The following is a 23,010-nucleotide window of genomic DNA, read 5'->3' on the forward strand; positions in this document are numbered from 1 at the left end:
CGACTGGCCACTGCTCAACGCCTTGCTCAACACCGCCAGCGGCGCGACCTGGGTTTCGTTGCACCACGGCGGCGGCGTCGGCATGGGCTTCTCCCAGCACTCGGGCATGGTGATTGTCTGCGACGGTACCGACGAAGCCGCCGAGCGTATCGCGCGCGTGCTGCACAACGACCCGGCGACCGGCGTGATGCGTCATGCGGATGCGGGCTACCAGATCGCTATCGATTGCGCCAAAGAGCAGGGCCTCAATCTCCCGATGATCAAATAACTAATGTGGGAGCGGGCTTGCTCGCGAATGCGGTGTATCAGTCACTGAAGTCGTTAGCTGACCCATCGCTTTCGCGAGCAAGCCCGCTCCCACATGTGAACTGCGTTTCACCCAAAAACAATCCATCAGAGGTTGAACATAAATGGCAGTAAAAGACGCTCGTGCAAGCACCACCCCGTTGATCGAAAGGCGTTCGATCGACTACATCCCGGAAGCGGAAAGACACGGCCGTCTATTGAGTCAGTTCACCCTGTGGTTGGGTGCCAACCTGCAAATCACTGCGATTGTCACCGGGGCCCTGGCCGTGGTGCTGGGCGGTGATGTGTTCTGGTCGTTGATCGGTCTGTTGATCGGTCAACTGCTGGGCGGTGGCGTCATGGCCCTGCATGCGGCGCAAGGCCCGCAACTGGGCTTGCCGCAGATGATCTCCAGCCGCGTGCAGTTCGGCGTGTATGGCGCGGTGATTCCCTTGGTGCTGGTGTGCCTGATGTACATCGGTTTTTCTGCCAGCGGCTCATTGCTGGCGGGGCAGGCGGTGGCGCAGTTGCTTCACGTTGAAGACTGGGTCGGCATCGTATTGTTCGCGGGGCTGATCATGGTGTTTACGATCTTCGGCTACCGGGTGATCCACGGCATTGGTCGCATCGCCAGCGTGCTGGGGGTGGTTGCCTTCGTGTACCTGTTCTACAGGCTGCTGGCCGGTAACGACATCGGTGCGTTGCTGGGCAACAAGCATTTTTCCCTCAGCAGTTTCCTGCTGGCGATTTCCCTCTCGGCGTCCTGGCAGATTGCGTTCGGCCCGTATGTAGCGGACTACTCGCGCTACTTGCCGCGCAGCACGCAGGCCTCGAAAACCTTCTGGGCCGTGGGCCTCGGTTCGGTGATCGGCGCGCAGGCTTCGATGGTGTTCGGTGTGTTTGCGGCAGCCCTGGCAGGCTCGCAATTCGCTCACCACGAAGTGTCGTTTATCGTCGGCCTGGGCGGCACCGGGATCGTCGCGGCGCTGCTGTATTTCAGCATCGCCTTCGGCAAGGTCACCGTCACCACCCTCAACGCCTACGGCAGCTTCATGTCGATCGCGACAATCATCAGTGGTTTCCGTGGCAGCCGGCATATCGGCAGTGGCACGCGGCTGTTGTACATCTTCGTGATGGTGTCGATTGCCGCCGCGCTGGCGTTGCTGGGCAAGGACTCGTTCCTCAAGGATTTCTCCGCGTTCATCCTGTTCCTGCTGGCGTTTTTCACGCCCTGGAGTGCGATCAACCTGGTGGACTTCTACTGCATCACCAAAGAGCGCTATGACATCCCGGCCCTGTCCAACCCCAACGGTCGCTACGGTCGCTGGAACCTGATGGGCATCAGCATCTACGTGTTCGGCGTGCTGATTCAGATGCCGTTCATCTCGACGCATTTCTACACCGGCCCACTGGTCGCGAGCCTGGGCGACACCGATATCTCGTGGATCATCGGGCTGGTGGTGCCGGCGGCGTTGTACTACTGGGCTGCGAAAAAATGGCACAGCCCGATTCCTGAGCGCCTCGTGCTGCCCGATGTGCAGGGCGCCGCTGCTCAACCTGCTTAACCAGAACCCGGTACGCATGACAAACAGCGAATTGAAACAGCAAAACTGGCGAAAACTTTCCTCAAGGGACATCCTGAACTCTGGCACGCATGGTGAGCGACAACGCAGCCAAGAAAATCGACGCGGCCTTGTAGGTTGAGCGTTTCCGGTTGCCGCCACAGGCAACCGGGCGCCCGGCCACAATCCACTGGATCGAGAGCACACTATGTTTCCTGAGAGTTTTACGTTTTCCATCGCCGACTGGGTCAACAGTTGGGTCGATGCGCTGGTGACCAACTACGGCGATGTGTTCCGGCACATCTCCGATACGTTGCTGTGGGCCATCGTTAACCTGGAAGGTTTGCTGCGCGCAGCGCCCTGGTGGTTGATGTTGCTGATTGTCGGCGGTATTGCCTGGCATGCCACTCGCAAGTGGTTCACCACCGTCGTGATCGTCGGCCTGCTGTTTCTGGTGGGCGCGGTCGGTCTGTGGGACAAGCTGATGCAAACCCTGGCGCTGATGATGGTGGCCACGGTGATCTCGGTGCTGATCGGCATTCCCCTGGGGATTCTGTCGGCCCGCAGCAACCGCCTGCGTTCGGTGCTGATGCCGCTGCTGGACATCATGCAGACCATGCCCAGCTTCGTGTACCTGATCCCGGTGTTGATGCTGTTCGGCCTGGGCAAGGTCCCGGCGATTTTCGCCACGGTGATCTACGCCGCACCGCCGCTGATTCGTCTCACCGACCTGGGCATTCGCCAGGTGGACGGTGAAGTCATGGAAGCGATCAACGCCTTCGGTGCCAACCGCTGGCAGCAACTGTTCGGCGTGCAACTGCCGCTGGCCCTGCCGAGCATCATGGCCGGGATCAACCAGACCACCATGATGGCCCTGTCGATGGTGGTGATCGCCTCGATGATCGGCGCCCGTGGCCTGGGTGAAGATGTACTGGTGGGCATCCAGACCCTCAACGTTGGGCGCGGCCTTGAAGCCGGTCTGGCGATCGTGATTCTTGCCGTGGTCATCGACCGCATTACGCAAGCCTATGGTCGTCCACGGCATGAGGCGAGCAAATGACTACTGTCAGCAAAATTGAAGTCAAAAACGTATTCAAGATTTTCGGCAACCGCTCCAAGGATGCACTGGCGTTGATTGGCCAGGGCAAGAGCAAGGACGAGGTGCTGGCCGAGACTGGTTGCGTGGTGGGTGTGAACGACCTGTCCCTGAGCGTCGACACCGGTGAAATCTTCGTGATCATGGGGCTGTCGGGTTCCGGCAAGTCGACCCTGGTGCGTCACTTCAACCGGCTGATCGACCCTACCAGCGGTGCGATCCTGGTGGACGGTGAAGACATCCTGCAACTGGACATGGAAGCCTTGCGCCAATTCCGCCGACACAAGATCAGCATGGTGTTCCAGAGCTTTGGCCTGCTGCCTCACAAGAGTGTGCTGGACAACGTTGCCTACGGCCTGAAAGTGCGTGGCGAAACCAGGCAAGTGTGCGCCGAGCGTGCGCTGCACTGGATCGAAACCGTGGGCCTCAAGGGCTATGAAAACAAATACCCGCATCAACTTTCCGGCGGCATGCGTCAGCGTGTAGGCCTGGCCCGGGCGCTGGCGGCCGACACCGACATCATCCTGATGGACGAGGCGTTCAGTGCGCTCGACCCGCTGATCCGTGCCGAGATGCAAGACCAGTTATTGGAGCTGCAAAAGACCCTGCACAAGACGATCGTGTTCATTACCCACGACCTCGATGAGGCGGTGCGCATCGGCAACCGCATTGCGATCCTCAAGGACGGCAAGCTGATCCAGGTCGGCACGCCCCGCGAGATTTTGCATTCACCGGCGGATGAGTACGTGAACCGGTTTGTCCAGCGGCGGGTGGCGGTGGTTTGATCCGGTATTTGTGGTGAGTTGGCTGACGCTATCGCAGGCAAGCCAGCTCCCACATTTGGAATGCGTTTCCCCTGTGGAAGCTGGCTCGCTTGCGATGAGGCCAGTGAAGCTGCACAACAATTGCGAATTTCATGAAGAGGTCAACGATGTCCCAGGCTGAAAAAATCATCATCGCCGACGCCCCGATGCGTTGGCAGGACGTGGTCGCCGTGGCTCGCCACGGTGCGATCCTCGAACTCTCGGGCCAGGCCTGGGCTCGCATCGACAATGCACAGGCCATCGTCCAGCGCATCGTCACCAGCGGCGAGCGCGCCTACGGCATCAACACCGGCCTGGGCGCCTTGTGCAACGTGTCGCTCAAGGACGAACAACTGAGCCGGCTGTCGCGCAATACCTTGCTTAGCCATGCCTGCGGCGTCGGTGCGCCACTGAGCGTGGAGCAAACCCGCGCGATCATTTGCGCGGCGATCATTAACTACAGCCACGGCAAATCCGGCTTGCATCCGCAGGTGGTGCATTCGCTGCTGGGGCTGCTCAACCATGGCATCACGCCGCAAGTGCCGTCCCAGGGGTCCGTGGGTTACCTGACCCACATGGCGCACATTGGCGTCGCCTTGCTCGGCGTCGGCGACGTCAGCTATCGGGGCCGTATCGTTCCCGCACACCAGGCGCTGGCTGAAGAAGGTTTGCAGCCGGTAGTGCTCGGTGCCAAGGACGGGCTGTGCCTGGTCAACGGCACGCCGTGCATGACCGGCCTCAGCAGCCTGGCCCTGGCCGATGCGCACCGCCTGCTGCAATGGGCCGATGTGATCGGTGCCATGAGCTTCGAAGGCCAGCGCGGCCAGATCGACGCCTTCGACGAAGAAATCATCGCGCTCAAGCCGCACCCGGGCATGCAGCAAGTGGGCATCAACCTGCGCGCGTTGCTGGACGGCAGCGAAGTGATCGCCAGCAGCAAAGGCATTCGTACCCAGGACGCCCTGAGCATCCGTTCGATTCCCCAGGTGCACGGCGCGGCCCGCGACCAACTGGAACACGCCACCCGGCAGATCGAAACCGAACTCAACGGTGCCACCGATAACCCGCTGGTGCTCGGCACGCCAGACAGCTACCGCGTGGTGTCCCAGGCCAATCCCCACGGGCAGTCCGTGGCCCTGGCGGCCGACATGCTGGCCATCGCCATGGCCGAAATCGGCTCCATCGCCGAGCGTCGCCTGGACCGTCTGATCAACCCGCACGTCAGTGGTTTGCCGGCGTTCCTGGTAAGCAACCCCGGGGTCAACTCCGGGATGATGATCGTGCAGTACGTCGCCGCCTCGCTGTGCGGGCAAAACCGCCAGTTGGCGCAACCGGCGGTGCTCGACAACTTCGTCACCTCGGGCCTGCAGGAAGACCACCTGAGCATGGGCACCAACGCCGCGCTGAAGCTGTATTCGGTGCTGGAAAACGTCACCCAGATCCTCGCCATCGAGTACTTGCTGGCGGCCCAGGCGTTCGAGTTCCTCCAGGACCAACGCTTCGGCGCCGGCACCGATGCCGCCTGGCGTTTGCTGCGCGAACACGTCCCGGCCTACGACCAGGACCGCTGGCTGGCGCCAGACATCGCAGCCACCGCCGCGTTGCTCAAGGACGCCGATTTACTGCAACGCACGCTACCGAATTTGCACTGACCTTTTCCCAACAATAACCAGCGTGCCAAGCCGACTGATCCTCTAAAAGAGCACAGCGGCGGATAACGGAAGCATCCGGAGCGACTGGTAGTTAACAACACTCTCAAAAGGAGCATGAATGTGACTGCGCTAAACCTGATTCCAGGCCAACTGAGCCTTGCCCAACTGCGGGCCATCTACCAGCAGCCGGTAACCCTCAGTCTGGATGACAGCGCCTCGGCCCAGATCGAAGCCAGTGTCGCCTGTGTGGAGCAGATTCTCGCCGAGAACCGCACCGCCTACGGCATCAACACCGGTTTCGGCCTGCTGGCCTCGACCCGCATTGCCAGCGAAGACCTGGAAAACCTCCAGCGTTCCCTGGTGCTGTCCCACGCCGCCGGCGTCGGTGAGCCCATCAGCGATGCGCTGGTACGGCTGGTCATGGTGCTCAAGGTCAACAGCCTGAGCCGGGGCTTCTCCGGGATTCGCCGGCAGGTGATCGACGCGCTGATCGCCCTGATCAATGCCGAGGTCTACCCGCACATTCCACTGAAAGGTTCGGTGGGCGCCTCCGGTGACCTGGCGCCATTGGCCCACATGTCGCTGGTGCTGCTGGGCGAAGGCAAGGCCCGCTACAAAGGCGAATGGCTGGAAGCTACCGAAGCGCTGAAAGTTGCCGGCCTGGCGCCGCTGACCCTGGCGGCCAAGGAAGGCCTGGCGCTGCTCAACGGCACCCAGGTTTCCACCGCTTATGCATTGCGTGGGCTGTTCGAGGGCGAAGATCTGTTCGCCGGTGCCCTGGCCTGTGGCGCCCTGACGGTGGAAGCCGTGCTGGGTTCGCGCTCGCCATTCGACGCCCGCATTCACGCTGCCCGGGGCCAACGCGGCCAGATCGACTCTGCGGCCGCGTATCGCGCCCTGCTGGGTGAAAGCAGCGAAGTGTCGCAATCCCACGAGAACTGCGACAAGGTCCAGGACCCGTACTCCCTGCGTTGCCAGCCACAAGTCATGGGCGCCTGCCTGACCCAGTTCCGCCAGGCGGCCGAAGTACTGGTGGTGGAAGCCAACGCCGTGTCGGATAACCCGCTGGTGTTCGCGGCTGAAGGTGACGTGATTTCCGGTGGCAACTTCCACGCCGAACCGGTGGCCATGGCGGCGGACAACATGGCGCTGGCCATCGCGGAAATCGGCTCCCTGAGCGAACGTCGCATCTCGTTGATGATGGACAAGCACATGTCGCAACTGCCGCCATTCCTGGTGGGCAATGGCGGTGTGAACTCCGGCTTCATGATCGCCCAGGTGACGGCGGCGGCATTGGCCAGCGAGAACAAGGCACTGGCGCATCCCCATAGCGTCGACAGCCTGCCGACGTCAGCCAACCAGGAAGACCACGTGTCGATGGCCCCGGCGGCGGGCAAGCGCCTGTGGGAAATGGCCGAGAACACCCGCGGTGTGCTGGCGGTGGAATGGTTGGCGGCTTGCCAGGGCCTGGACCTGCGCAATGGCTTGAAAACCTCGCCGGCGCTGGAAAAGGCGCGCGGGATCCTGCGCAGCAAAGTCGCGTTTTATGAGAAGGACCGCTTCTTTGCGCCGGACATCAATGCCGCCAGTGAGCTGCTGGCAACGCGTTGCCTGAACGAGCTGGTGCCGGCGAAGTTGTTGCCGAGCCTCTAAGGACATCGAACCCCTCTTTGTGGCGAGGGAGCTTGCTCCCGCTGGGCTGCGTAGCGGCCCCAAAAGCTTGCCGGCGCTGCGCACCCGAGCGGGAGCAAGCTCCCTCGCCACAAAAAGCTTGTCCACACCGCTTCGAATTTTCTCAGGATAAAAATAATTAAGGACGAGAAATGCACTCGGAAAAAGGTTTAAAACGCGGGCTCTCCGCCCGACATATTCGCTTCATGGCCCTCGGTTCCGCGATCGGTACCGGGCTGTTCTACGGCTCTGCCTCCGCCATCCAGATGGCCGGCCCGGCCGTGCTCCTGGCCTACCTGATCGGTGGCGCCGCGGTGTTCATGGTCATGCGCGCCCTCGGCGAAATGGCCGTGCATAACCCGGTGTCCGGCTCCTTCGGCCAGTACGCCAGTACCTACCTGGGCCCGATGGCCGGCTTTATCCTCGGCTGGACCTACGCCTTTGAAATGATCATCGTCTGCCTCGCCGACGTCACCGCCTTCGGCATCTACATGGGCTTCTGGTTTCCCGAAGTCGCGCGCTGGGTCTGGGTGCTGGGCATCGTGTTGCTGATCGGCGGCCTGAACCTGTGCAACGTCAAAGTCTTTGGCGAAATGGAGTTCTGGCTGTCGCTGCTCAAGGTCGGTGCCATTGTCGCAATGATCCTCGGCGGCTTCGGCATCATGCTGTTCGGTATTCACTCGGCGGGCGAAGCACCCGCTACCGGCCTCAGCAACCTGTGGGCCCACGGTGGCTTCATGCCTAACGGCGTGGGTGGCTTGATCGCGTCCTTCGCGGTGGTGATGTTTGCGTTTGGCGGCATCGAAATCATCGGCATCACCGCCGGCGAAGCCAAGGACCCGCAGCGGGTGATCCCCAAGGCAATCAACGCCGTGCCGTTGCGTATCCTGCTGTTCTACGTGCTGACATTGTTTGTGCTGATGGCGATCTACCCGTGGCCGCAGATCGGCAGCCAGGGCAGCCCGTTCGTGCAGATCTTCAGCAACCTGGGGATAGGCTCGGCGGCGACCATCCTTAACATTGTGGTGATCTCGGCCGCCGTCTCGGCCATCAACAGCGACATTTTCGGCGCCGGTCGCATGATGTATGGCCTGGCCCAGCAAGGGCAGGCGCCCAAGGGTTTTGCCCAACTGTCGAGCCAGGGCGTGCCGTGGATGACCGTAGTGGTGATGGGCGCCGCGTTGCTCGGCGGTGTGGTGCTCAATTACCTGATCCCGGAAAACGTGTTCCTGGTCATCGCCTCGATTGCGACCTTCGCCACGGTGTGGGTGTGGTTGATGATCCTGGTCACCCAGGTGGCCATGCGTCGCTCGATGACCAGGGAACAGATTGCCGAGCTGAAATTCCCGGTGCCGTTCTGGCCCTACGCGCCAGCGGCCGCCATCGTGTTCATGCTGTTCATCTTCGGCGTGCTGGGTTACTTCCCGGACACCCAGGCCGCTCTTATGGTCGGCGCCGTGTGGATCGTCTTGCTGATCGTCGCCTATCTGCTGTGGGTCAAGCCCGCCGCCGGGCAAACGGCCAAGGTTCACTACGACCCGGCTTTGTCTCATCGATAACCTAATGGAGGCGTTGATGAAAACGCTTTGGCAACACTGCCACGTTGCAACCATGGCCCAGGGCAACTACTCGATCATCGAGGACGCCGCCATTGTTACCTCGGGCACGCTCATCGAGTGGATCGGCCCGCGCGCCGATCTGCCGGATGCGAACTACGCAACCACCCATGACCTGCAAGGGGCGTGGGTCACGCCCGGGCTGATCGACTGCCACACCCACACGGTGTTCGGCGGCAATCGCAGCGGCGAGTTCGAGCAGCGGCTGCAAGGCGTGAGCTACGCCGAGATCGCAGCGGCCGGTGGCGGTATTGCCAGCACCGTGCGCGCCACGCGTGCGGCGAGCGAAGATGAACTGTTTGCCAGCGGCCACAAGCGCCTGCGCAGTTTGCTGCGCGACGGTGTAACCACCGTCGAGATCAAGTCCGGCTACGGCCTGGACCTGGCCAGCGAGCGCAAGATCCTGCGGGTGATCCGTCGCCTCGGCGCCGAGTTGCCGGTCAGTGTGCGCAGCACCTGCCTGGCGGCGCATGCGTTGCCGCCGGAGTACGTGGACCGGGCCGATGCCTACATCGATCACATCTGCACCGAAATGCTCCCGGCGCTGGCAGCGGAAGGCCTGGTGGACGCGGTCGACGCCTTCTGTGAGTACCTGGCGTTCTCACCGGAGCAGGTGGAGCGTGTGTTCATCGCCGCCCGGAAACTTGGCTTGCCGGTAAAACTGCACGCCGAACAATTGTCGTCCCTGCATGGCTCCAGCCTGGCGGCGCGTTACCAGGCGCTGTCGGCGGACCACCTGGAATTCATGACCGAGGAAGACGCCATCGCCATGGCTGCTTCCGGCACCGTCGCGGTGCTGCTGCCGGGCGCGTTCTACTTCCTGCGGGAAACCCAGTTGCCGCCGATGGATGCCCTGCGCAAGCACGGCGTGAAGATCGCGATCGCCAGCGACCTCAACCCGGGCACCTCGCCGGCGTTGTCGGTGCGCCTGATGCTGAACATGGCCTGCACCCTGTTCCGCATGACCCCGGAAGAAGCCCTGGCCGGCGCCACGCAACACGCGGCCACCGCCCTGGGCCTGGGCGGCAGCCATGGCTCGCTGGAAGTGGGCAAGGTCGCGGATTTTGTCGCCTGGCAGATTGATCGTCCCGCCGACCTGGCCTACTGGCTGGGTGGCGAGCTGGATAAACGCGTCGTGCGCCACGGCGTCGAAGTCACCGTTTAAGGAGTACCGCTGTGGATAAGGTTCTGAACTTCAAACAAGGCCGTGTGCCGCTGCTGATCAGCATGCCCCATGCGGGCCTGCGCCTGACGCCGGCGGTGCAAGCCGGGCTGATCCCCGAGGCGCAAAGCCTGCCGGACACAGACTGGCACATTCCCACGCTGTACGACTTCGCCGAAGCGCTGGGCGCCAGCACCCTGGCGGCGGAGTATTCGCGCTTTGTCATCGACCTGAACCGGCCTTCAGACGACAAGCCGCTGTACGTTGGCGCCACCACCGGCCTGTACCCGGCGACACTGTTTGACGGTGTGCCGCTGTTCCGCGAAGGCCTGGAACCGTCCAAGGCCGAGCGCGCCACGTACCTGGAGCAGGTGTGGACGCCGTATCACCGCACCCTGCAAAACGAACTGGCCCGGCTCAAGGCCGAGTTCGGTTATGCGCTGCTGTTTGATGCGCACTCGATCCGCTCGGTGATCCCGCACCTGTTCGAAGGCAAGCTGCCGGACTTCAACCTCGGCACCTTCAACGGCGCGGCCTGCGATCCGCAGCTGGCCAGCGAACTGGAAGCCATCTGTGCCGGCCACCCGCAGTACAGCCATGTGCTCAACGGGCGCTTCAAGGGCGGGCACATCACCCGTCACTACGGCAACCCGGCCGAGAACATCCACGCCGTGCAGCTGGAGTTGGGGCAGTGCACCTACATGGAAGAGTTTGAGCCCTTCCGTTATCGCGCCGACCTGGCCGAGCCGACGCGGGTGGTGTTGAAGGAACTGCTGGAAGGGTTCCTGGCGTGGGGCAAGCGGCATTACTCCTGAGTGGCGTCGCTGCTGAGATAGCCTTCGCGAGCAAGCCCGCTCCCACATTCGACCGTGTTTCTTCAGGAGGAACACGGTCGAATGTGGGAGCGGGCTTGCTCGCGAAGAGGCCCTCAACAGCAACACACCTCCCAAGTCGTCTGTGTGCAAATCCCTGTCGCCACAGTTCGCTTTGATCAAGGTCTCGCTGGGTAAGGTGTTGGGCACGGCGCGTCAGACGCCACTCCCACAATAAAAACTGCCGAGTGAGACCGCATCGATGAAAAGACTGTTCAACCGTTGTCTGTTGATTCTCACCGGCGCCGCACTCTTGAGCGCCAACGCGATGGCTGCCGACCCGGCCTCGTGCAAGGTCGTGCGCATGGGCGTGGTCAGCTGGACCGACGTGATCGCCACCAGCGGCATGGCCGATGTGCTGCTCAATGGCCTGGGCTATGACAGCAAGCAAACCAGCGCCGTGCAGCAAATCATCTTTGTCGGCATCCGCGACAAACGCCTGGATATCTTCCTCGGCTACTGGAAACCGGCGATGGACAACAACATCGCGCCATTCCTCGCGGCCAAGCAGGTCAAGGTGTTCGACAAGCCGAGCCTGTCCGACGCTCAAGCGACGCTGGCGGTGCCGCAGTACGTTGCCGACGCCGGCTTGAAAACCTTTGCCGACATTGCCCGCTTCAAGGACAAGCTGGGCGGCAAGATCTATGGCATCGAGCCGGGCAGCGGTGCCAATACCGATATCCAGAAAATGATCGACAGCAACCGCTTTGGCCTCGGCGGCTTCAAGCTGGTGGCGTCCGGCGAGGCAGGCATGCTGGCGGCGGTGCAGCGGGCAGTGAATCGCAAGGAGTTCGTGGTGTTTGTCGGCTGGACCCCGCACCCGATGAACATCAACATGAAAATGGCGTACCTGACCGGCAGTGAAGATGTGTTCGGTGCCAACGAAGGCATGGCCACGGTCTCCACGGTGACGGCGCCGGATTACGCCGAACGTTGCCCCAATGTGACACGCCTGCTGGAAAACCTGACCTACACCGCGGCCCAGGAAAGCCAGTTGATGGTGCCGATCATGGACCGCAAGACGCCGCAGGAGGTGGCCAAACAATGGTTGCGCGACAACCCCGAGGATTTGCAGCGCTGGCTGGCGGGTGTAACGACCCTGGATGGAAAAGACGGCGTGGCGGCGGTGCAGGCCAGCCTCAAGCCCTGAGCAAATGAAGATCAAAATGTGGGAGCGGGCTTGCTCGCGAATGCGGTGGGTCAGCCACACAAGTATTGACTGATACACCGCATTCGCGAGCAAGCCCGCTCCCACATTGGATTCGTGGCGGCTGTTAAATCCTTATCTTCAGGACGATCCTTCGATGTCCCATTACCCGATTTCCGCGCAGATGTGCGCCTTCGTCGAAAAAACCGAATCCTTCACCAGCGACGACACATCGCTGGCCGGATTGCGCCGAGGCTATGACCGCATGTGCCAGGCGTTCACCCCGGCGCGGCCCGAAGGGTTACAGGTGTCAGACGTTTCCCTGGGTGGCGTGGGCGTACGCATTTATCAACCGGCGACGCCAACCCCTGATAGCGGCTGGCCATGCATCTTTTATATGCACGGTGGCGGCTGGGTGGTCGGCGGCCTGGATTCCCATGACTTCATGTGTGCTGAACTGGCCGACTCACTGCAAGTGCTGGTGATCGCCATCGATTACCGCCTGGCACCCGAACACCCGTTTCCGGCCGCCTTTGAGGATTGCCGTGCGGTCTGGCAGGCGATCCAGGTGGGCGAAGCGCCCCAGCCGATCAACCTTCAGCGTCTGGTGGTGGCTGGTGACAGCGCCGGCGGTAACCTGGCGGCGGCGCTGTGCCTGGGCCTGCGGGATGACCATCAGCCGCAGCCCCTGGCGCAAGTCCTGATCTACCCCGGCCTGGGCGGCCCCGCCGACCTGCCGTCCCGCCGCGATTGCGTCGACGCGCCATTGCTCAGTACCGCCGACACCGAGTGCTATCTCGCCCTTTACCTGCGTGGGCCGGGCAAGCCGTCGCCCTACGCCATGCCATTGCTGGCCGTGGATTTCAGCGGGTTGCCGCAGGCTTTGATCGCTGTCGCCCAGTTCGACCCGTTGCGGGACGACGGCATGCTCTACGCCGAACGCCTGCAAGGCGCCGGGGTGGCGGCCACGCTGTATCCCGGCAAAGGCCTGGTTCACGGCTGCCTGCGGGCCCGGGGCCAGGTGTTGGAGGTCGACCGGCTGTACGTTTATCTGCTGGACTACCTGCGTGGTGTTCTGCTGACACAGGTCTAGGTCCACGAGGACATGCTCATTGCACAATTCGGGTTTATGATGCCAGACGGCAAAATAATAGACGTCCCCCCAGGGATGAACTCGACCCCTTACGGAGCGCGCAATGCAGACTTTGTACCCGCAGATCAAACCCTACGCCCGGCACGATCTGGCCGTCGATGAAACCCACGTCCTGTACGTCGACGAAAGCGGTTCCCCGGAAGGCTTGCCCGTTGTGTTCATCCATGGTGGCCCCGGCGCCGGGTGTGACGCCAATAGCCGCTGCTATTTCGATCCTAATCTGTACCGAATTGTTACTTTTGATCAGCGTGGCTGCGGGCGCTCCACCCCACGGGCCAGCCTGGAAAACAACACCACCTGGGACCTGGTGGCCGACCTTGAGCGGATTCGCGAACACCTGGGCATCGAAAAATGGGTGCTGTTCGGCGGTTCCTGGGGCTCGACCCTGGCCCTGGCCTACGCGCAAACCCACCCGGAGCGTGTGCACGGCCTGATCGTACGGGGCATTTTCCTGGCCCGCCCCCAAGACATTCAGTGGTTCTACCAGGCTGGCGCCAGCCGGCTGTTCCCCGATTACTGGCAGGACTACCTGGCGCCTATCCCGGCGGAGGAGCGGCACGACCTGCTCAGCGCCTACCACAAGCGCCTGACCGGCAACGACCAGATCGCCCAGATGCACGCCGCCAAGGCCTGGTCCACGTGGGAAGGGCGCATGTTGGGCCTGTGCCCGAACCCGCAATTGATCGAGCGTTTCTCCGAACCCCAGCGCGCCCTTTCGATTGCCCGTATCGAATGCCATTACTTCACCAATAACTCGTTCCTTGAACCTGACCAGTTGATCCGCGACATGCACAAGATCGCCCACCTGCCTGGCGTAATCGTGCATGGCCGCTACGATATGATCTGCCCGCTGGACAATGCCTGGGAGCTGCATCAGGCCTGGCCCAACAGTGAACTGCAGATCATCCGCGAGGCCGGCCATGCGGCTTCCGAACCCGGAATTACCGATGCGCTGGTGCGTGCGGCGAGTGAAATGGCACGGCGCCTGCTTGATTTGCCGCCTGAAGAAGCATGAAGGGGCTTTTGCAACGGGTGCGCGGCGCCCGGGTCGAGGTAGAAGGGCAGGTGGTAGGGGCGATAGACCAGGGTTTGCTGGTGCTGGTGGCTGTCGAGCCTTCTGATACGCGAGCCAGCGCCGACAAGCTGCTGCATAAGCTGCTTAACTATCGGGTGTTCAGCGACGACGAGGGCAAGATGAACCTGTCCTTGAAAGACATTGGCGGCGGTTTGCTGCTGGTGTCGCAGTTCACCCTGGCGGCAGACACCAAGAGTGGGCTGAGGCCGAGCTTCTCTACGGCGGCACCGCCGGCGTTGGGCGAGGCGCTTTTCGACTATCTGCTGTTACAAGCGCAACAATTGCATGGCACGGTAGCGGCAGGGCGTTTTGGCGCTGATATGCAGGTGCATTTGGTCAATGATGGGCCGGTCACCTTCCTGTTACAGACGTGAATGTACTGAAAACGACTTGTGATGCCCAAAAAACCGGGTTTTCGCTACAAATACTTCGCTGACCCTGATGCGTTGTCACGCGGGCTACTAGATAATCGCGCGCTACGGGGATCAGCGTTAATTGGTCCATTTTTGACTTAGGTAGAGACTTGTCCGATAGCCATTGGGGAATCATTTAGCCCCATGGGAGTCGGAACAATGCTCGCCAACCTGGCATATAGATAGCTGGCCGTTGGTTTTTTGATCTGTTTTCGGCGAGGGTTGCTCGTGATTGTTAGTCCCTGTAATGCACCAAAATTGTCTGCCAAACGGTTACGAAACGTACTGGTGACGGGCTCTGCCCTGTTTTGCCTGTTCGGCGCGGGTCAACTGTGGGCATTCAGTCTGGATGATGTGTCGGCCAAGGCAAAAGAGCTGGCCGGGCAGAAATACGAAGCTCCGCGCAGCAATTTGCCGAACGAATTCCGCGAAATGAAATTCGCTGATTACCAGAAAATTCGTTTCCGCAACGAAAAAGCCGAGTGGGCCGATCAGAACACCCCGTTCAAGCTGTCCTTCTACCACCAGGGTATGCATTTCGATACACCGGTGAAAATCAACGAAGTCACCGCCGACAGCGTTCAGGAAATCAAGTACGACCCGTCCCGCTTCGATTTCGGCGACGTCAAGTTTGATCCCAAATCCACCGAACAGCTGGGTTATGCCGGTTTCCGTGTGCTGTACCCGATCAACAAGGGTGACAAGCAAGACGAAATCATGACCATGCTCGGCGCCAGCTATTTCCGCGTCGTGGGCAAGGACCAGGTCTACGGCCTGTCTGCCCGCGGCATGGCGATCGACACTGCGTTGCCGTCCGGCGAAGAATTCCCGCGTTTCACCGAGTTCTGGATCGAGCGTCCAAAACCGGGTGAGAAACAGCTGGTGATCTACGCCCTGCTGGATTCGCCGCGGGCCACCGGCGCTTATCGCCTGATCCTGCGCCCGGGTACCGACACCATCGTCGACGTCAAATCCCAGATGTACCTGCGTGACAAGGTCACCAAGCTGGGCATCGCCCCGCTGACCAGCATGTTCCTGTTCGGCGCCAACCAGCCGTCCAAGGTCCTCAACTACCGTCGCGAGCTGCACGATTCCAGCGGCCTGTCGATCCATGCCGGCAACGGCGAGTGGATCTGGCGCCCACTGAACAACCCCAAACACCTGTCGGTCAGCAACTTCACCGTGGAAAACCCGCGTGGTTTCGGCCTGCTGCAACGCGGCCGCAACTTCAGCCACTACGAAGACCTCGACGACAACTACGACAAGCGCCCAAGCGCCTGGATCGAGCCTGAAGGCGATTGGGGCAAGGGCTCCGTCGACCTGGTAGAGATTCCGACCGCCGATGAAACCAACGACAACATCGTTGCGTTCTGGAGCCCGGAAACACTGCCGGAGCCAGGCAAGCCGCTGGACGTTGCCTACCGCCTGCACTGGACATTGCAAGACGCCGAGTTCCATTCGCCAGAAAGCGCCTGGGTCAAGCAGACCCTGCGTTCCACCGGCGACGTCAAGCAATCCAACCTGATCCGTCAGCCAGACGGCAGCGTGGCTTACCTGGTGGACTTCGAGGGCCCGTCCCTGAAGAAATTGCCAGCTGACGCACCGGTTCGCAGCCAGGTCAGCGTGGGCGACAACGCCGAAATCGTTGAAAACAGCGTGCGCTACAACCCGCACACCCAAGGCTGGCGCCTGACCCTGCGCATGAAGATCAAGGACGCAGGCAAGCCGACTGAAATGCGTGCTGCTCTGGTTCAGGACATCGTGCAGCCGGAACCGGAGAAGGTTTCGACCCAAGTGTTGAAAGCCGACAAGGTCCTGGCCAAGCAGCACGAGAAAGCAGCCAAGAAAGACGCCAAGGACAAGGACGCCAAGCAGCCGGAAGCGGCTGCCCCAGCCACACCACTCCCTACCCAGGATCAGGCCAAGACAGAGCAAGTCCTGACCGAAACCTGGAGCTATCAGTTGCCTGCCGATGAGTAATTCTCAAGTCCAGCCAGAGACTCTTGCCGAGTACCTGGCGCATCTACCGATGACCGATGAGCAGCGCGCCGAACTGGCGGGCTGCGAGTCCTTCAGTGAATTGCACAAGCGCCTGTCATCGTCTACGTTCGACGCACCTGCCGACGCTGCCCAGGCATCGGTAGGCGCCCGGCTGACCCTCAACACTGCCGAAGAGCTGCAAGACGCCGAAATGCTGGTGCTCGACGCCAGCGGCCGGGTTTGCCTCAAGGCCACGCCGCCGATCCGTCGGACCAAGGTCGTGCCTGAGCCGTGGCGCACCAATATCCTGGTGCGTGGCTGGCGCCGCCTGACCGGCCGCACGAATCCACCGGCCCCGCCGAAGGATGAGCGCGTACTGCCGGCCGCCCGCTGGCGCACCGTCGGTTCGATCCGTCGCTATATCCTGCTGGTGCTGATGCTCGGCCAGACGATCGTTGCCGGCTGGTACATGAAAGGCATCATGCCGTACCAGGGCTGGTCCTTCGTCGACTTTGACGAGATCCGCAACCAGACCCTGCTGCAAACCGCGACCCAGGTACTGCCTTACGCCCTGCAAACCAGCATCCTCGTGCTGTTCGGGATTCTGTTCTGCTGGGTCTCGGCCGGTTTCTGGACCGCGCTGATGGGCTTCCTGGAACTGCTGACCGGTCACGATAAATACCGTATCTCCGGTAAAAGTGCCGGTGACGAGCCGATTCCGAAAGACGCCCGCACCGCCCTGGTCATGCCGATCTGCAACGAAGACGTGCCCCGGGTATTTGCCGGCCTGCGCGCGACGTTCGAATCGGTGGCTGCCACCGGTGACCTGGACCGTTTCGACTTCTTCGTCCTCAGCGACAGCAACGAGGCCGACATCTGCATCGCCGAGCAGCAAGCCTGGCTCGACGTGTGCCGCGAAGCCGGTGGCTTCGGCAAGATCTTCTATCGCCGTCGTCGCCGTCGCGTCAAACGCAAGAGCGGCAACCTCGACGACTTCTGCCGTCGCTGGGGCGGTGACTACAAGTACATGGTGGTGCTCGACGCCGACAGCGTGATGAGCGGCGAATGCCTGACCAGCCTGGTGCGCCTGATGGAAGCCACGCCGGATGCCGGGATTATCCAGACCGCGCCACGTGCGTCGGGCATGGATACCCTGTATGCGCGCATGCAGCAGTTCGCCACCCGGGTGTACGGCCCGCTGTTTACCGCCGGCCTGCACTTCTGGCAGCTGGGTGAATCCCACTACTGGGGTCACAACGCGATCATCCGCATGAAGCCGTTTATCGAGCACTGCGCCCTGGCGCCGTTGCCGGGTAAAGGTGCGTTTGCCGGTGCGATTCTTTCCCACGACTTCGTTGAAGCGGCGCTGATGCGCCGCGCCGGCTGGGGCGTGTGGATTGCCTACGACTTGCCGGGCAGCTACGAAGAGCTGCCGCCGAACCTGCTGGACGAACTCAAGCGTGACCGTCGCTGGTGCCACGGCAACCTGATGAACTTCCGCCTGTTTTTGGTAAAAGGCATGCACCCGGTGCACCGTGCGGTGTTCCTCACCGGCGTGATGTCGTACCTGTCGGCGCCGTTGTGGTTCTTCTTCCTGGTGCTGTCCACGGCCTTGCTGGCGGTCAACACACTGATGGAGCCGCAGTACTTCATGGCGCCGCGCCAGTTGTATCCGTTGTGGCCACAATGGCATCCGGACAAGGCGGTGGCGCTGTTCTCCACCACCATCGTGCTGCTGTTCCTGCCTAAATTGCTGAGCATCATCCTGATCTGGGCCAAGGGCGCGAAAGAGTTCGGCGGCAAGTTCAAGGTGACCCTGTCGATGCTGCTGGAGATGCTGTTCTCCATGTTGCTGGCGCCGGTGCGGATGATTTTCCACACCCGTTTCGTACTGGCCGCGTTCCTCGGCTGGGCGGCGACCTGGAACTCGCCACAGCGTGACGACGACTCCACGCCATGGAGCGAGGCAGTCAAGCGCCACGGTCCGCAGACCCTGCTCGGCTTCTTCTGGGCGCTGCTGGTGGTGTGGTTGAACCCAAGCTTCCTGTGGTGGCTGGTGCCGATCGTCGGTTCGCTGATGCTGTCGATTCCGGTGTCGGTGATTTCCAGCCGGGTCAAACTGGGCCTCAAGTCTCGCGACGAGAGCCTGTTCCTGATCCCCGAGGAATACAATCCGCCCCAGGCGCTGTTGTCGACCGACAAGTACACCCACGAAAACCGTTGGCATGCGCTCAATGACGGTTTTGTGCGGGCGGTGGTCGATCCGCAGCAGAACGCCCTGGCGTGCGCCTTGGCAACTTCCCGTCACGGGCAGGCGGAGCCGATTGAGTGGCTGCGTGTTGACCGGGTTCGCCACGCGTTGAAAGTCGGCCCGGCCGGCCTCAACAACGGTGAACGCCTGGCCTTGCTCAGCGACCCGGTCGCCCTGGCACGCTTGCACGAGCAGGTCTGGAGCGAAGGCCACGCCGAGTGGCTGAGCGCCTGGCGCGAATCGGTCAAGGCCGATCCGCATGCGCCATTGCTGCCATTGAAGCCGCTGTCGTCCCAGGCTCAACCGGCCTGATTCCGACGCCCCCGAGGTGCCACCTCGGGGGCGTTTGCGATAACCGTCCTACGTTGTTTTTCCCTTCTGCTGCATCGCGCTAACTCCTTGTTATTTCGAAACAAAAGACCCTTCTCCGAGGCATATTGCCGTGCCTGCGAGTGGGTTAGCATCGCCCCCCAAATCTGACTCGAAGCCTGCGGCTTACGCGAACTTGCGCGTGGCCGGGTGTGGGAGTGTTTAATGGAACAGGGGCTTTTTTCATGATCAAAAGGTATTTGTCGATGCTGCTGCTCGGCATCGTCACATTTTCCCACGGTTACCTGGCGCATGCCGGAGCCATAGATGAGGCCGTTCGGCGGGGGGTGTTGAAAGTCGGCACCAATCCGGCCTACGTGCCCTTTGAGATGACCGACAAGAAAGGCCGGATCGTCGGGTTTGAAATTGACCTGCTTCGGGAGATGAGCAAGGCGCTGGGGGTCAAGCTGGAGCTGGTTTCGGTACCGTATATCGACCTGATTCCCGGCCTGCTGGCCAGCCGGTTCGACCTGATCGGCAGCGGCATGACTGTCACGCAGGAGCGCAACCTGACCCTCAATTTCAGCGACTCGTTCATCATCGTCGGCCAGACCGTGCTGCTGAACCCTCGGTTGGCCGACAAGGTCCAGAGCATCGAGGACTTGAACGAGGCCGGTTACCGGATCGTGGCCGCCGAAGGCACCACAGGCGAGGCGGCGGCGAAAAGGTTTCTCGGCACTGCACGGCTGCGCAGTTTTCCAACACCTGAAGAAGGCGTGCGCCAGGTGGTGGAGGGCAAGGCCGATGCGTTTATCCATGATGCGCCGTATAACCTGATCGCCATTACCAAGCCCCAGAACAGTGCGCTGTTGGCGCTGGAGCAACCCTTCACCTACGAGCCCCTGGCGTTCGGCTTGAAAAAGGGCGATTACGACAGCCTCAACTGGATCAATCATTTCCTCAACCAGGTGGCCCAGGACGGCACCTACGATCGGCTGCATGACAAGTGGTTCAAGGACTCGGGCTGGATGGCGGAAGTGGACTGGTAGTCATAACTGCTTACACATCAAGCAATTGGCTGGGCCGTGGATCGAGGTGTCTAGCCATGCCTTTCTCTGCACGGTTATGGGGCTTTTCTGTCATACCTTGGCAACAAATCCCGGCGAAACCTTTGTACCCGGCGGTGAGTGAGTTAGGATCGCACCCCGAAATGGTGCAGCCCTTTTGCGCGCCGACCTCACAAGAAAATGAGTTCAGGGGACTTGATGATGAAAAAGTATCTTTCGATGCTGCTGCTGGGCGTCACCGCACTGGTGGCGGTCAACGCGGCACATGCCGGCGCCATCGATGATGCGGTCAAGCGCGGTACGCTGAAAGTCGGCATGGACCCGACCTACATGCCGTTCCAGATGACCAACAAACGCGGTGAAATCATCGGCTTTGAAGTCGACATCCTCAAGGCCATGGCCAAGTCGATGGGCGTGAAGTTCGAGCCGATTTCCACCGGTTACGACGGCATCATCCCGGCCCTGTTGACCGACAAGTTCGACATGATCGGCAGCGGCATGACCCTGACCCAGGAACGCAACCTGCGCCTGAACTTCAGCGAACCGTTCATCGTGGTCGGCCAGACCCTGCTGATCCGCAAGGAGCTGGAGGGCACCATCAAGTCCTACAAAGACCTGAATGACGAGAAATACCGCCTGACCTCCAAGCTCGGCACCACCGGCGAGATGGTGGCCAAGAAGCTGATCTCCAAAGCCAAGTACCACGGCTATGACAACGAGCAGGAAGCTGTTCTGGACGTGGTCAACGGCAAGGCTGACGCCTTCGTCTATGACGCCCCGTACAACGTGGTGGCCGTGAACAAGGTCGGCGCCGGCAAACTGGTGTTCCTTGATCAGCCGTTCACCTTTGAACCCCTGGCGTTCGGCCTGAAGAAGGGCGACTACGACAGTATCAACTTCATCAATAACTTCCTGCACCAGATCCGCAACGACGGCACCTACGATCGCATCCATGACAAGTGGTTCAAGAGCTCTGAGTGGCTCAAGGACATGGAATAAAAGCTGACCTGCATTGATCGTTCCCACGCTCCGCGTGGGAATGCAGCCCGTGACGCTCTGCGTCACAAAGCGGACGCTGAGCGTCCAGTGAGGCATTCCCACGCAGAGCGTGGGAACGATCTCGACATATCCCGGAACCCGTAATGAAACAGAAAAAAGCCCAATGGCCCTGGCACGTGCTGACGGTGCTGGTGCTGGTCGGCCTGGCCGGCGCGTTGTATTACGCCACCTCGCTGATGTCCTACGAATGGCGCTGGAACCGCGTGCCGCAGTACTTCGTCTACCAGGCCGAAGAATCCCAGCGTGCGTCGGACATTTCCACCGTCAGCGAGTTGGTGCGCAAGGGCGATGTGGCTGACGTCACCCTGCGTAATGACGAGGGCAACGAACAGCACCTGACCGTGGCCGAGAACAGCCTGCAAGTGGCCAAGGGCGATGACGTAGCCGAGGGCGATGTGGTCGGCGTCACCCGGCATTGGGCTGCGGGCCCTCTGCTGTGGGGCTTGTGGACTACGTTGTGGCTATCGGTGGTGTCCGGGGTGCTGGGACTGTTGATCGGCCTGGCGACCGGATTGTGTCGCCTGTCGAACAATCCGACTTTACGCGATCTGTCGACGATCTACGTCGAACTGGTGCGCGGTACGCCACTATTGGTGCAGATCTTCATTTTCTATTTCTTTATCGGCACGGTGCTCAACCTGTCCCGGGAATTCGCCGGGATCGCCGCGCTGTCACTGTTTACCGGTGCCTATGTGGCGGAAATCATCCGCGCCGGCGTGCAGTCGATTGCCCGGGGCCAGAATGAAGCGGCACGTTCCCTGGGGCTCAGTGCTGGCCAGTCGATGCGCCATGTGGTGTTGCCGCAAGCCTTCAAGCGCGTGCTGCCGCCCCTGGCCGGGCAATTTATCAGCCTGGTCAAAGACACGTCCCTAGTGTCGGTGATCGCGATTACCGAGCTGCTCAAAAGCGGCCGCGAGGTCATCACCACCTCGTTCTCGCCGTTCGAAATCCTGTTCTGCGTCGCAGGCCTGTACCTGCTGATCAACCTGCCGCTGTCGAAAATCGCCAGCCGGCTTGAGCGGAGGCTCGCGCAAAGTGATTGAAGTCCGCGATCTGGTAAAAGTCTTCGACACCCGTGGCCACGTCGTGCGCGCGGTGGATAACGTGACCACGCAGGTGGCCAGGGGTGAAGTGCTGGTGGTGATCGGCCCGTCCGGTTCCGGCAAGTCGACGTTCCTGCGCTGCCTTAACGGCCTGGAGGAATTCGATTCCGGCTCGGTAAGCATCGACGGCCTGCAACTGGCAGACCCGAAGACCGACGTGAACGCCTACCGCCGTGAAGTCGGCATGGTGTTCCAGCACTTCAACCTGTTCCCCCACATGACCGTGCTGGAAAACCTCTGCCTGGCGCAAAAAGTCGTGCGCAAGCGCGGCAAGAAAGAGCGCGAGGCCAAGGCCCTGGCGCTCCTGGAGAAAGTCGGCATTGCCCAGAAAGCCCACGAGTTCCCGTCGCGGCTTTCCGGTGGCCAGCAGCAACGCGTCGCGATTGCCCGCGCGCTGGCGATGGAGCCCAAGGTGATGCTGTTTGACGAGCCCACCTCGGCCCTGGACCCGGAAATGGTCGGCGAAGTGCTGGACGTGATGAAGACCCTGGCCCTGGAAGGCATGACCATGGTCTGCGTCACCCATGAAATGGGCTTTGCCCGGGAAGTGGCTGATCGCGTGCTGTTCTTCGATCACGGCAAACTGTTGGAGGACGCCGCCCCGGCGCAATTCTTCGATGCGCCGAAGGACCCTCGCGCCCAAGCCTTCCTGCGCCAGGTTCTGTAAATGCGTGGGAATGCTTCTTGTGGCGAGGGAGCTTGCTCCCGCTGGGCTGCGTAGCGGCTCCCAAAAA

Annotated in this window: 17 protein-coding genes and 3 pseudogenes; all 20 read left to right on the forward strand. The window is 61.4% G+C overall.

What is annotated here, in order from left to right; translation table 11 throughout:
- A pseudogene (locus HX818_RS21710) lies at positions 1-268 on the forward strand (urocanate hydratase); the annotation flags it as partial.
- Positions 269-410: 142 nt separating this feature from the next.
- Positions 411-1,850 (forward strand): cytosine permease, encoded by a 1,440-nt coding sequence (locus tag HX818_RS21715; RefSeq protein WP_087692903.1) that lies wholly within the window; start codon positions 411-413, stop codon positions 1,848-1,850.
- Positions 1,837-1,984, forward strand: a pseudogene (locus tag HX818_RS21720) (histidine ABC transporter substrate-binding protein); the annotation flags it as partial. The gene HX818_RS21715 and the pseudogene HX818_RS21720, both read left to right, overlap by 14 nt.
- A gap of 71 nt (positions 1,985-2,055) precedes the next feature.
- A complete protein-coding gene (locus HX818_RS21725; protein ID WP_003209260.1) occupies positions 2,056-2,907 on the forward strand; it encodes a proline/glycine betaine ABC transporter permease in 852 nt (283 codons plus the stop codon).
- Positions 2,904-3,728, forward strand: coding sequence for a glycine betaine/L-proline ABC transporter ATP-binding protein (locus HX818_RS21730; RefSeq protein ID WP_003209262.1), 825 nt, complete (start codon positions 2,904-2,906; stop codon positions 3,726-3,728). The genes HX818_RS21725 and HX818_RS21730 overlap by 4 nt, the downstream gene beginning before the upstream one ends.
- Before the next feature lie 146 nt (positions 3,729-3,874).
- Positions 3,875-5,398 (forward strand): histidine ammonia-lyase, encoded by a 1,524-nt coding sequence (hutH, locus tag HX818_RS21735; RefSeq protein ID WP_177020722.1) that lies wholly within the window; start codon positions 3,875-3,877, stop codon positions 5,396-5,398.
- 114 nt (positions 5,399-5,512) lie between these two features.
- Positions 5,513-7,051, forward strand: coding sequence for a histidine ammonia-lyase (gene hutH, locus HX818_RS21740; protein ID WP_102605843.1), 1,539 nt, complete (start codon positions 5,513-5,515; stop codon positions 7,049-7,051).
- A gap of 170 nt (positions 7,052-7,221) precedes the next feature.
- On the forward strand, positions 7,222-8,628 hold the full coding sequence (locus HX818_RS21745; protein WP_008430271.1) for an amino acid permease: 1,407 nt from the start codon (positions 7,222-7,224) through the stop codon (positions 8,626-8,628).
- A gap of 16 nt (positions 8,629-8,644) precedes the next feature.
- The gene (hutI, locus tag HX818_RS21750) at positions 8,645-9,850 is read left to right on the forward strand and encodes an imidazolonepropionase (RefSeq protein ID WP_177020723.1); all 1,206 of its coding nucleotides are present in this window, start codon (positions 8,645-8,647) and stop codon (positions 9,848-9,850) included.
- A gap of 11 nt (positions 9,851-9,861) precedes the next feature.
- The gene (gene hutG, locus HX818_RS21755; RefSeq protein WP_087692905.1) at positions 9,862-10,662 is read left to right on the forward strand and encodes an N-formylglutamate deformylase; all 801 of its coding nucleotides are present in this window, start codon (positions 9,862-9,864) and stop codon (positions 10,660-10,662) included.
- Positions 10,663-10,921: 259 nt separating this feature from the next.
- Positions 10,922-11,869 (forward strand): choline ABC transporter substrate-binding protein, encoded by a 948-nt coding sequence (locus HX818_RS21760; protein ID WP_177020724.1) that lies wholly within the window; start codon positions 10,922-10,924, stop codon positions 11,867-11,869.
- A 154-nt stretch (positions 11,870-12,023) separates the two neighbouring features.
- Complete coding sequence (locus tag HX818_RS21765; RefSeq protein ID WP_177020725.1) at positions 12,024-12,959, forward strand: alpha/beta hydrolase; 936 nt, start codon at positions 12,024-12,026, stop codon at positions 12,957-12,959.
- 103 nt (positions 12,960-13,062) lie between these two features.
- On the forward strand, positions 13,063-14,034 hold the full coding sequence (gene pip, locus HX818_RS21770) for a prolyl aminopeptidase (RefSeq protein WP_008439282.1): 972 nt from the start codon (positions 13,063-13,065) through the stop codon (positions 14,032-14,034).
- On the forward strand, positions 14,031-14,468 hold the full coding sequence (gene dtd / locus HX818_RS21775; RefSeq protein ID WP_003209278.1) for a D-aminoacyl-tRNA deacylase: 438 nt from the start codon (positions 14,031-14,033) through the stop codon (positions 14,466-14,468). The genes pip and dtd overlap by 4 nt, the downstream gene beginning before the upstream one ends.
- 267 nt (positions 14,469-14,735) lie before the next feature.
- Entirely contained in the window at positions 14,736-16,487 is a 1,752-nt protein-coding gene (locus tag HX818_RS21780; protein WP_008439280.1) for a glucan biosynthesis protein G, read from the forward strand.
- Positions 16,480-19,055 (forward strand): annotated as a pseudogene (gene mdoH, locus HX818_RS21785) (glucans biosynthesis glucosyltransferase MdoH); the annotation flags it as partial. The gene HX818_RS21780 and the pseudogene mdoH, both read left to right, overlap by 8 nt.
- A gap of 237 nt (positions 19,056-19,292) precedes the next feature.
- Positions 19,293-20,096, forward strand: a complete 804-nt coding sequence (locus tag HX818_RS21790; protein ID WP_043226395.1) for a transporter substrate-binding domain-containing protein — start codon at positions 19,293-19,295, stop codon at positions 20,094-20,096.
- Between the two features lie 219 nt (positions 20,097-20,315).
- Entirely contained in the window at positions 20,316-21,113 is a 798-nt protein-coding gene (locus HX818_RS21795; protein WP_003209284.1) for a transporter substrate-binding domain-containing protein, read from the forward strand.
- A 143-nt stretch (positions 21,114-21,256) separates the two neighbouring features.
- Positions 21,257-22,216, forward strand: a complete 960-nt coding sequence (locus HX818_RS21800; protein ID WP_177020726.1) for an amino acid ABC transporter permease — start codon at positions 21,257-21,259, stop codon at positions 22,214-22,216.
- Positions 22,209-22,943, forward strand: a complete 735-nt coding sequence (locus HX818_RS21805; RefSeq protein ID WP_087692909.1) for an amino acid ABC transporter ATP-binding protein — start codon at positions 22,209-22,211, stop codon at positions 22,941-22,943. Before HX818_RS21800 ends, HX818_RS21805 begins: the two co-directional genes overlap by 8 nt.
- Positions 22,944-23,010: the final 67 nt, after the last annotated feature.

It is taken from the genome of Pseudomonas sp. F9001 (assembly GCF_013385435.1).
In the GTDB taxonomy this organism is placed as follows: Bacteria; Pseudomonadota; Gammaproteobacteria; order Pseudomonadales; family Pseudomonadaceae; genus Aquipseudomonas.

What these genes read in the sequence shown, in the direction of transcription:
- HX818_RS21715 (WP_087692903.1), top strand. Translation starts at nt 411, where the DNA reads ATGGCAGTAAAAGACGCTCGTGCAAGCACCACCCCGTTGATCGAAAGG.
- HX818_RS21725 (WP_003209260.1), top strand. Translation starts at nt 2,056, where the DNA reads ATGTTTCCTGAGAGTTTTACGTTTTCCATCGCCGACTGGGTCAACAGT.
- HX818_RS21730 (WP_003209262.1), top strand. Translation starts at nt 2,904, where the DNA reads ATGACTACTGTCAGCAAAATTGAAGTCAAAAACGTATTCAAGATTTTC.
- hutH (WP_177020722.1), top strand. Translation starts at nt 3,875, where the DNA reads ATGTCCCAGGCTGAAAAAATCATCATCGCCGACGCCCCGATGCGTTGG.
- hutH (WP_102605843.1), top strand. Translation starts at nt 5,513, where the DNA reads ATGAATGTGACTGCGCTAAACCTGATTCCAGGCCAACTGAGCCTTGCC.
- HX818_RS21745 (WP_008430271.1), top strand. Translation starts at nt 7,222, where the DNA reads ATGCACTCGGAAAAAGGTTTAAAACGCGGGCTCTCCGCCCGACATATT.
- hutI (WP_177020723.1), top strand. Translation starts at nt 8,645, where the DNA reads ATGAAAACGCTTTGGCAACACTGCCACGTTGCAACCATGGCCCAGGGC.
- HX818_RS21760 (WP_177020724.1), top strand. Translation starts at nt 10,922, where the DNA reads ATGAAAAGACTGTTCAACCGTTGTCTGTTGATTCTCACCGGCGCCGCA.
- HX818_RS21765 (WP_177020725.1), top strand. Translation starts at nt 12,024, where the DNA reads ATGTCCCATTACCCGATTTCCGCGCAGATGTGCGCCTTCGTCGAAAAA.
- pip (WP_008439282.1), top strand. Translation starts at nt 13,063, where the DNA reads ATGCAGACTTTGTACCCGCAGATCAAACCCTACGCCCGGCACGATCTG.
- dtd (WP_003209278.1), top strand. Translation starts at nt 14,031, where the DNA reads ATGAAGGGGCTTTTGCAACGGGTGCGCGGCGCCCGGGTCGAGGTAGAA.
- HX818_RS21790 (WP_043226395.1), top strand. Translation starts at nt 19,293, where the DNA reads ATGATCAAAAGGTATTTGTCGATGCTGCTGCTCGGCATCGTCACATTT.
- HX818_RS21795 (WP_003209284.1), top strand. Translation starts at nt 20,316, where the DNA reads ATGAAAAAGTATCTTTCGATGCTGCTGCTGGGCGTCACCGCACTGGTG.
- HX818_RS21800 (WP_177020726.1), top strand. Translation starts at nt 21,257, where the DNA reads ATGAAACAGAAAAAAGCCCAATGGCCCTGGCACGTGCTGACGGTGCTG.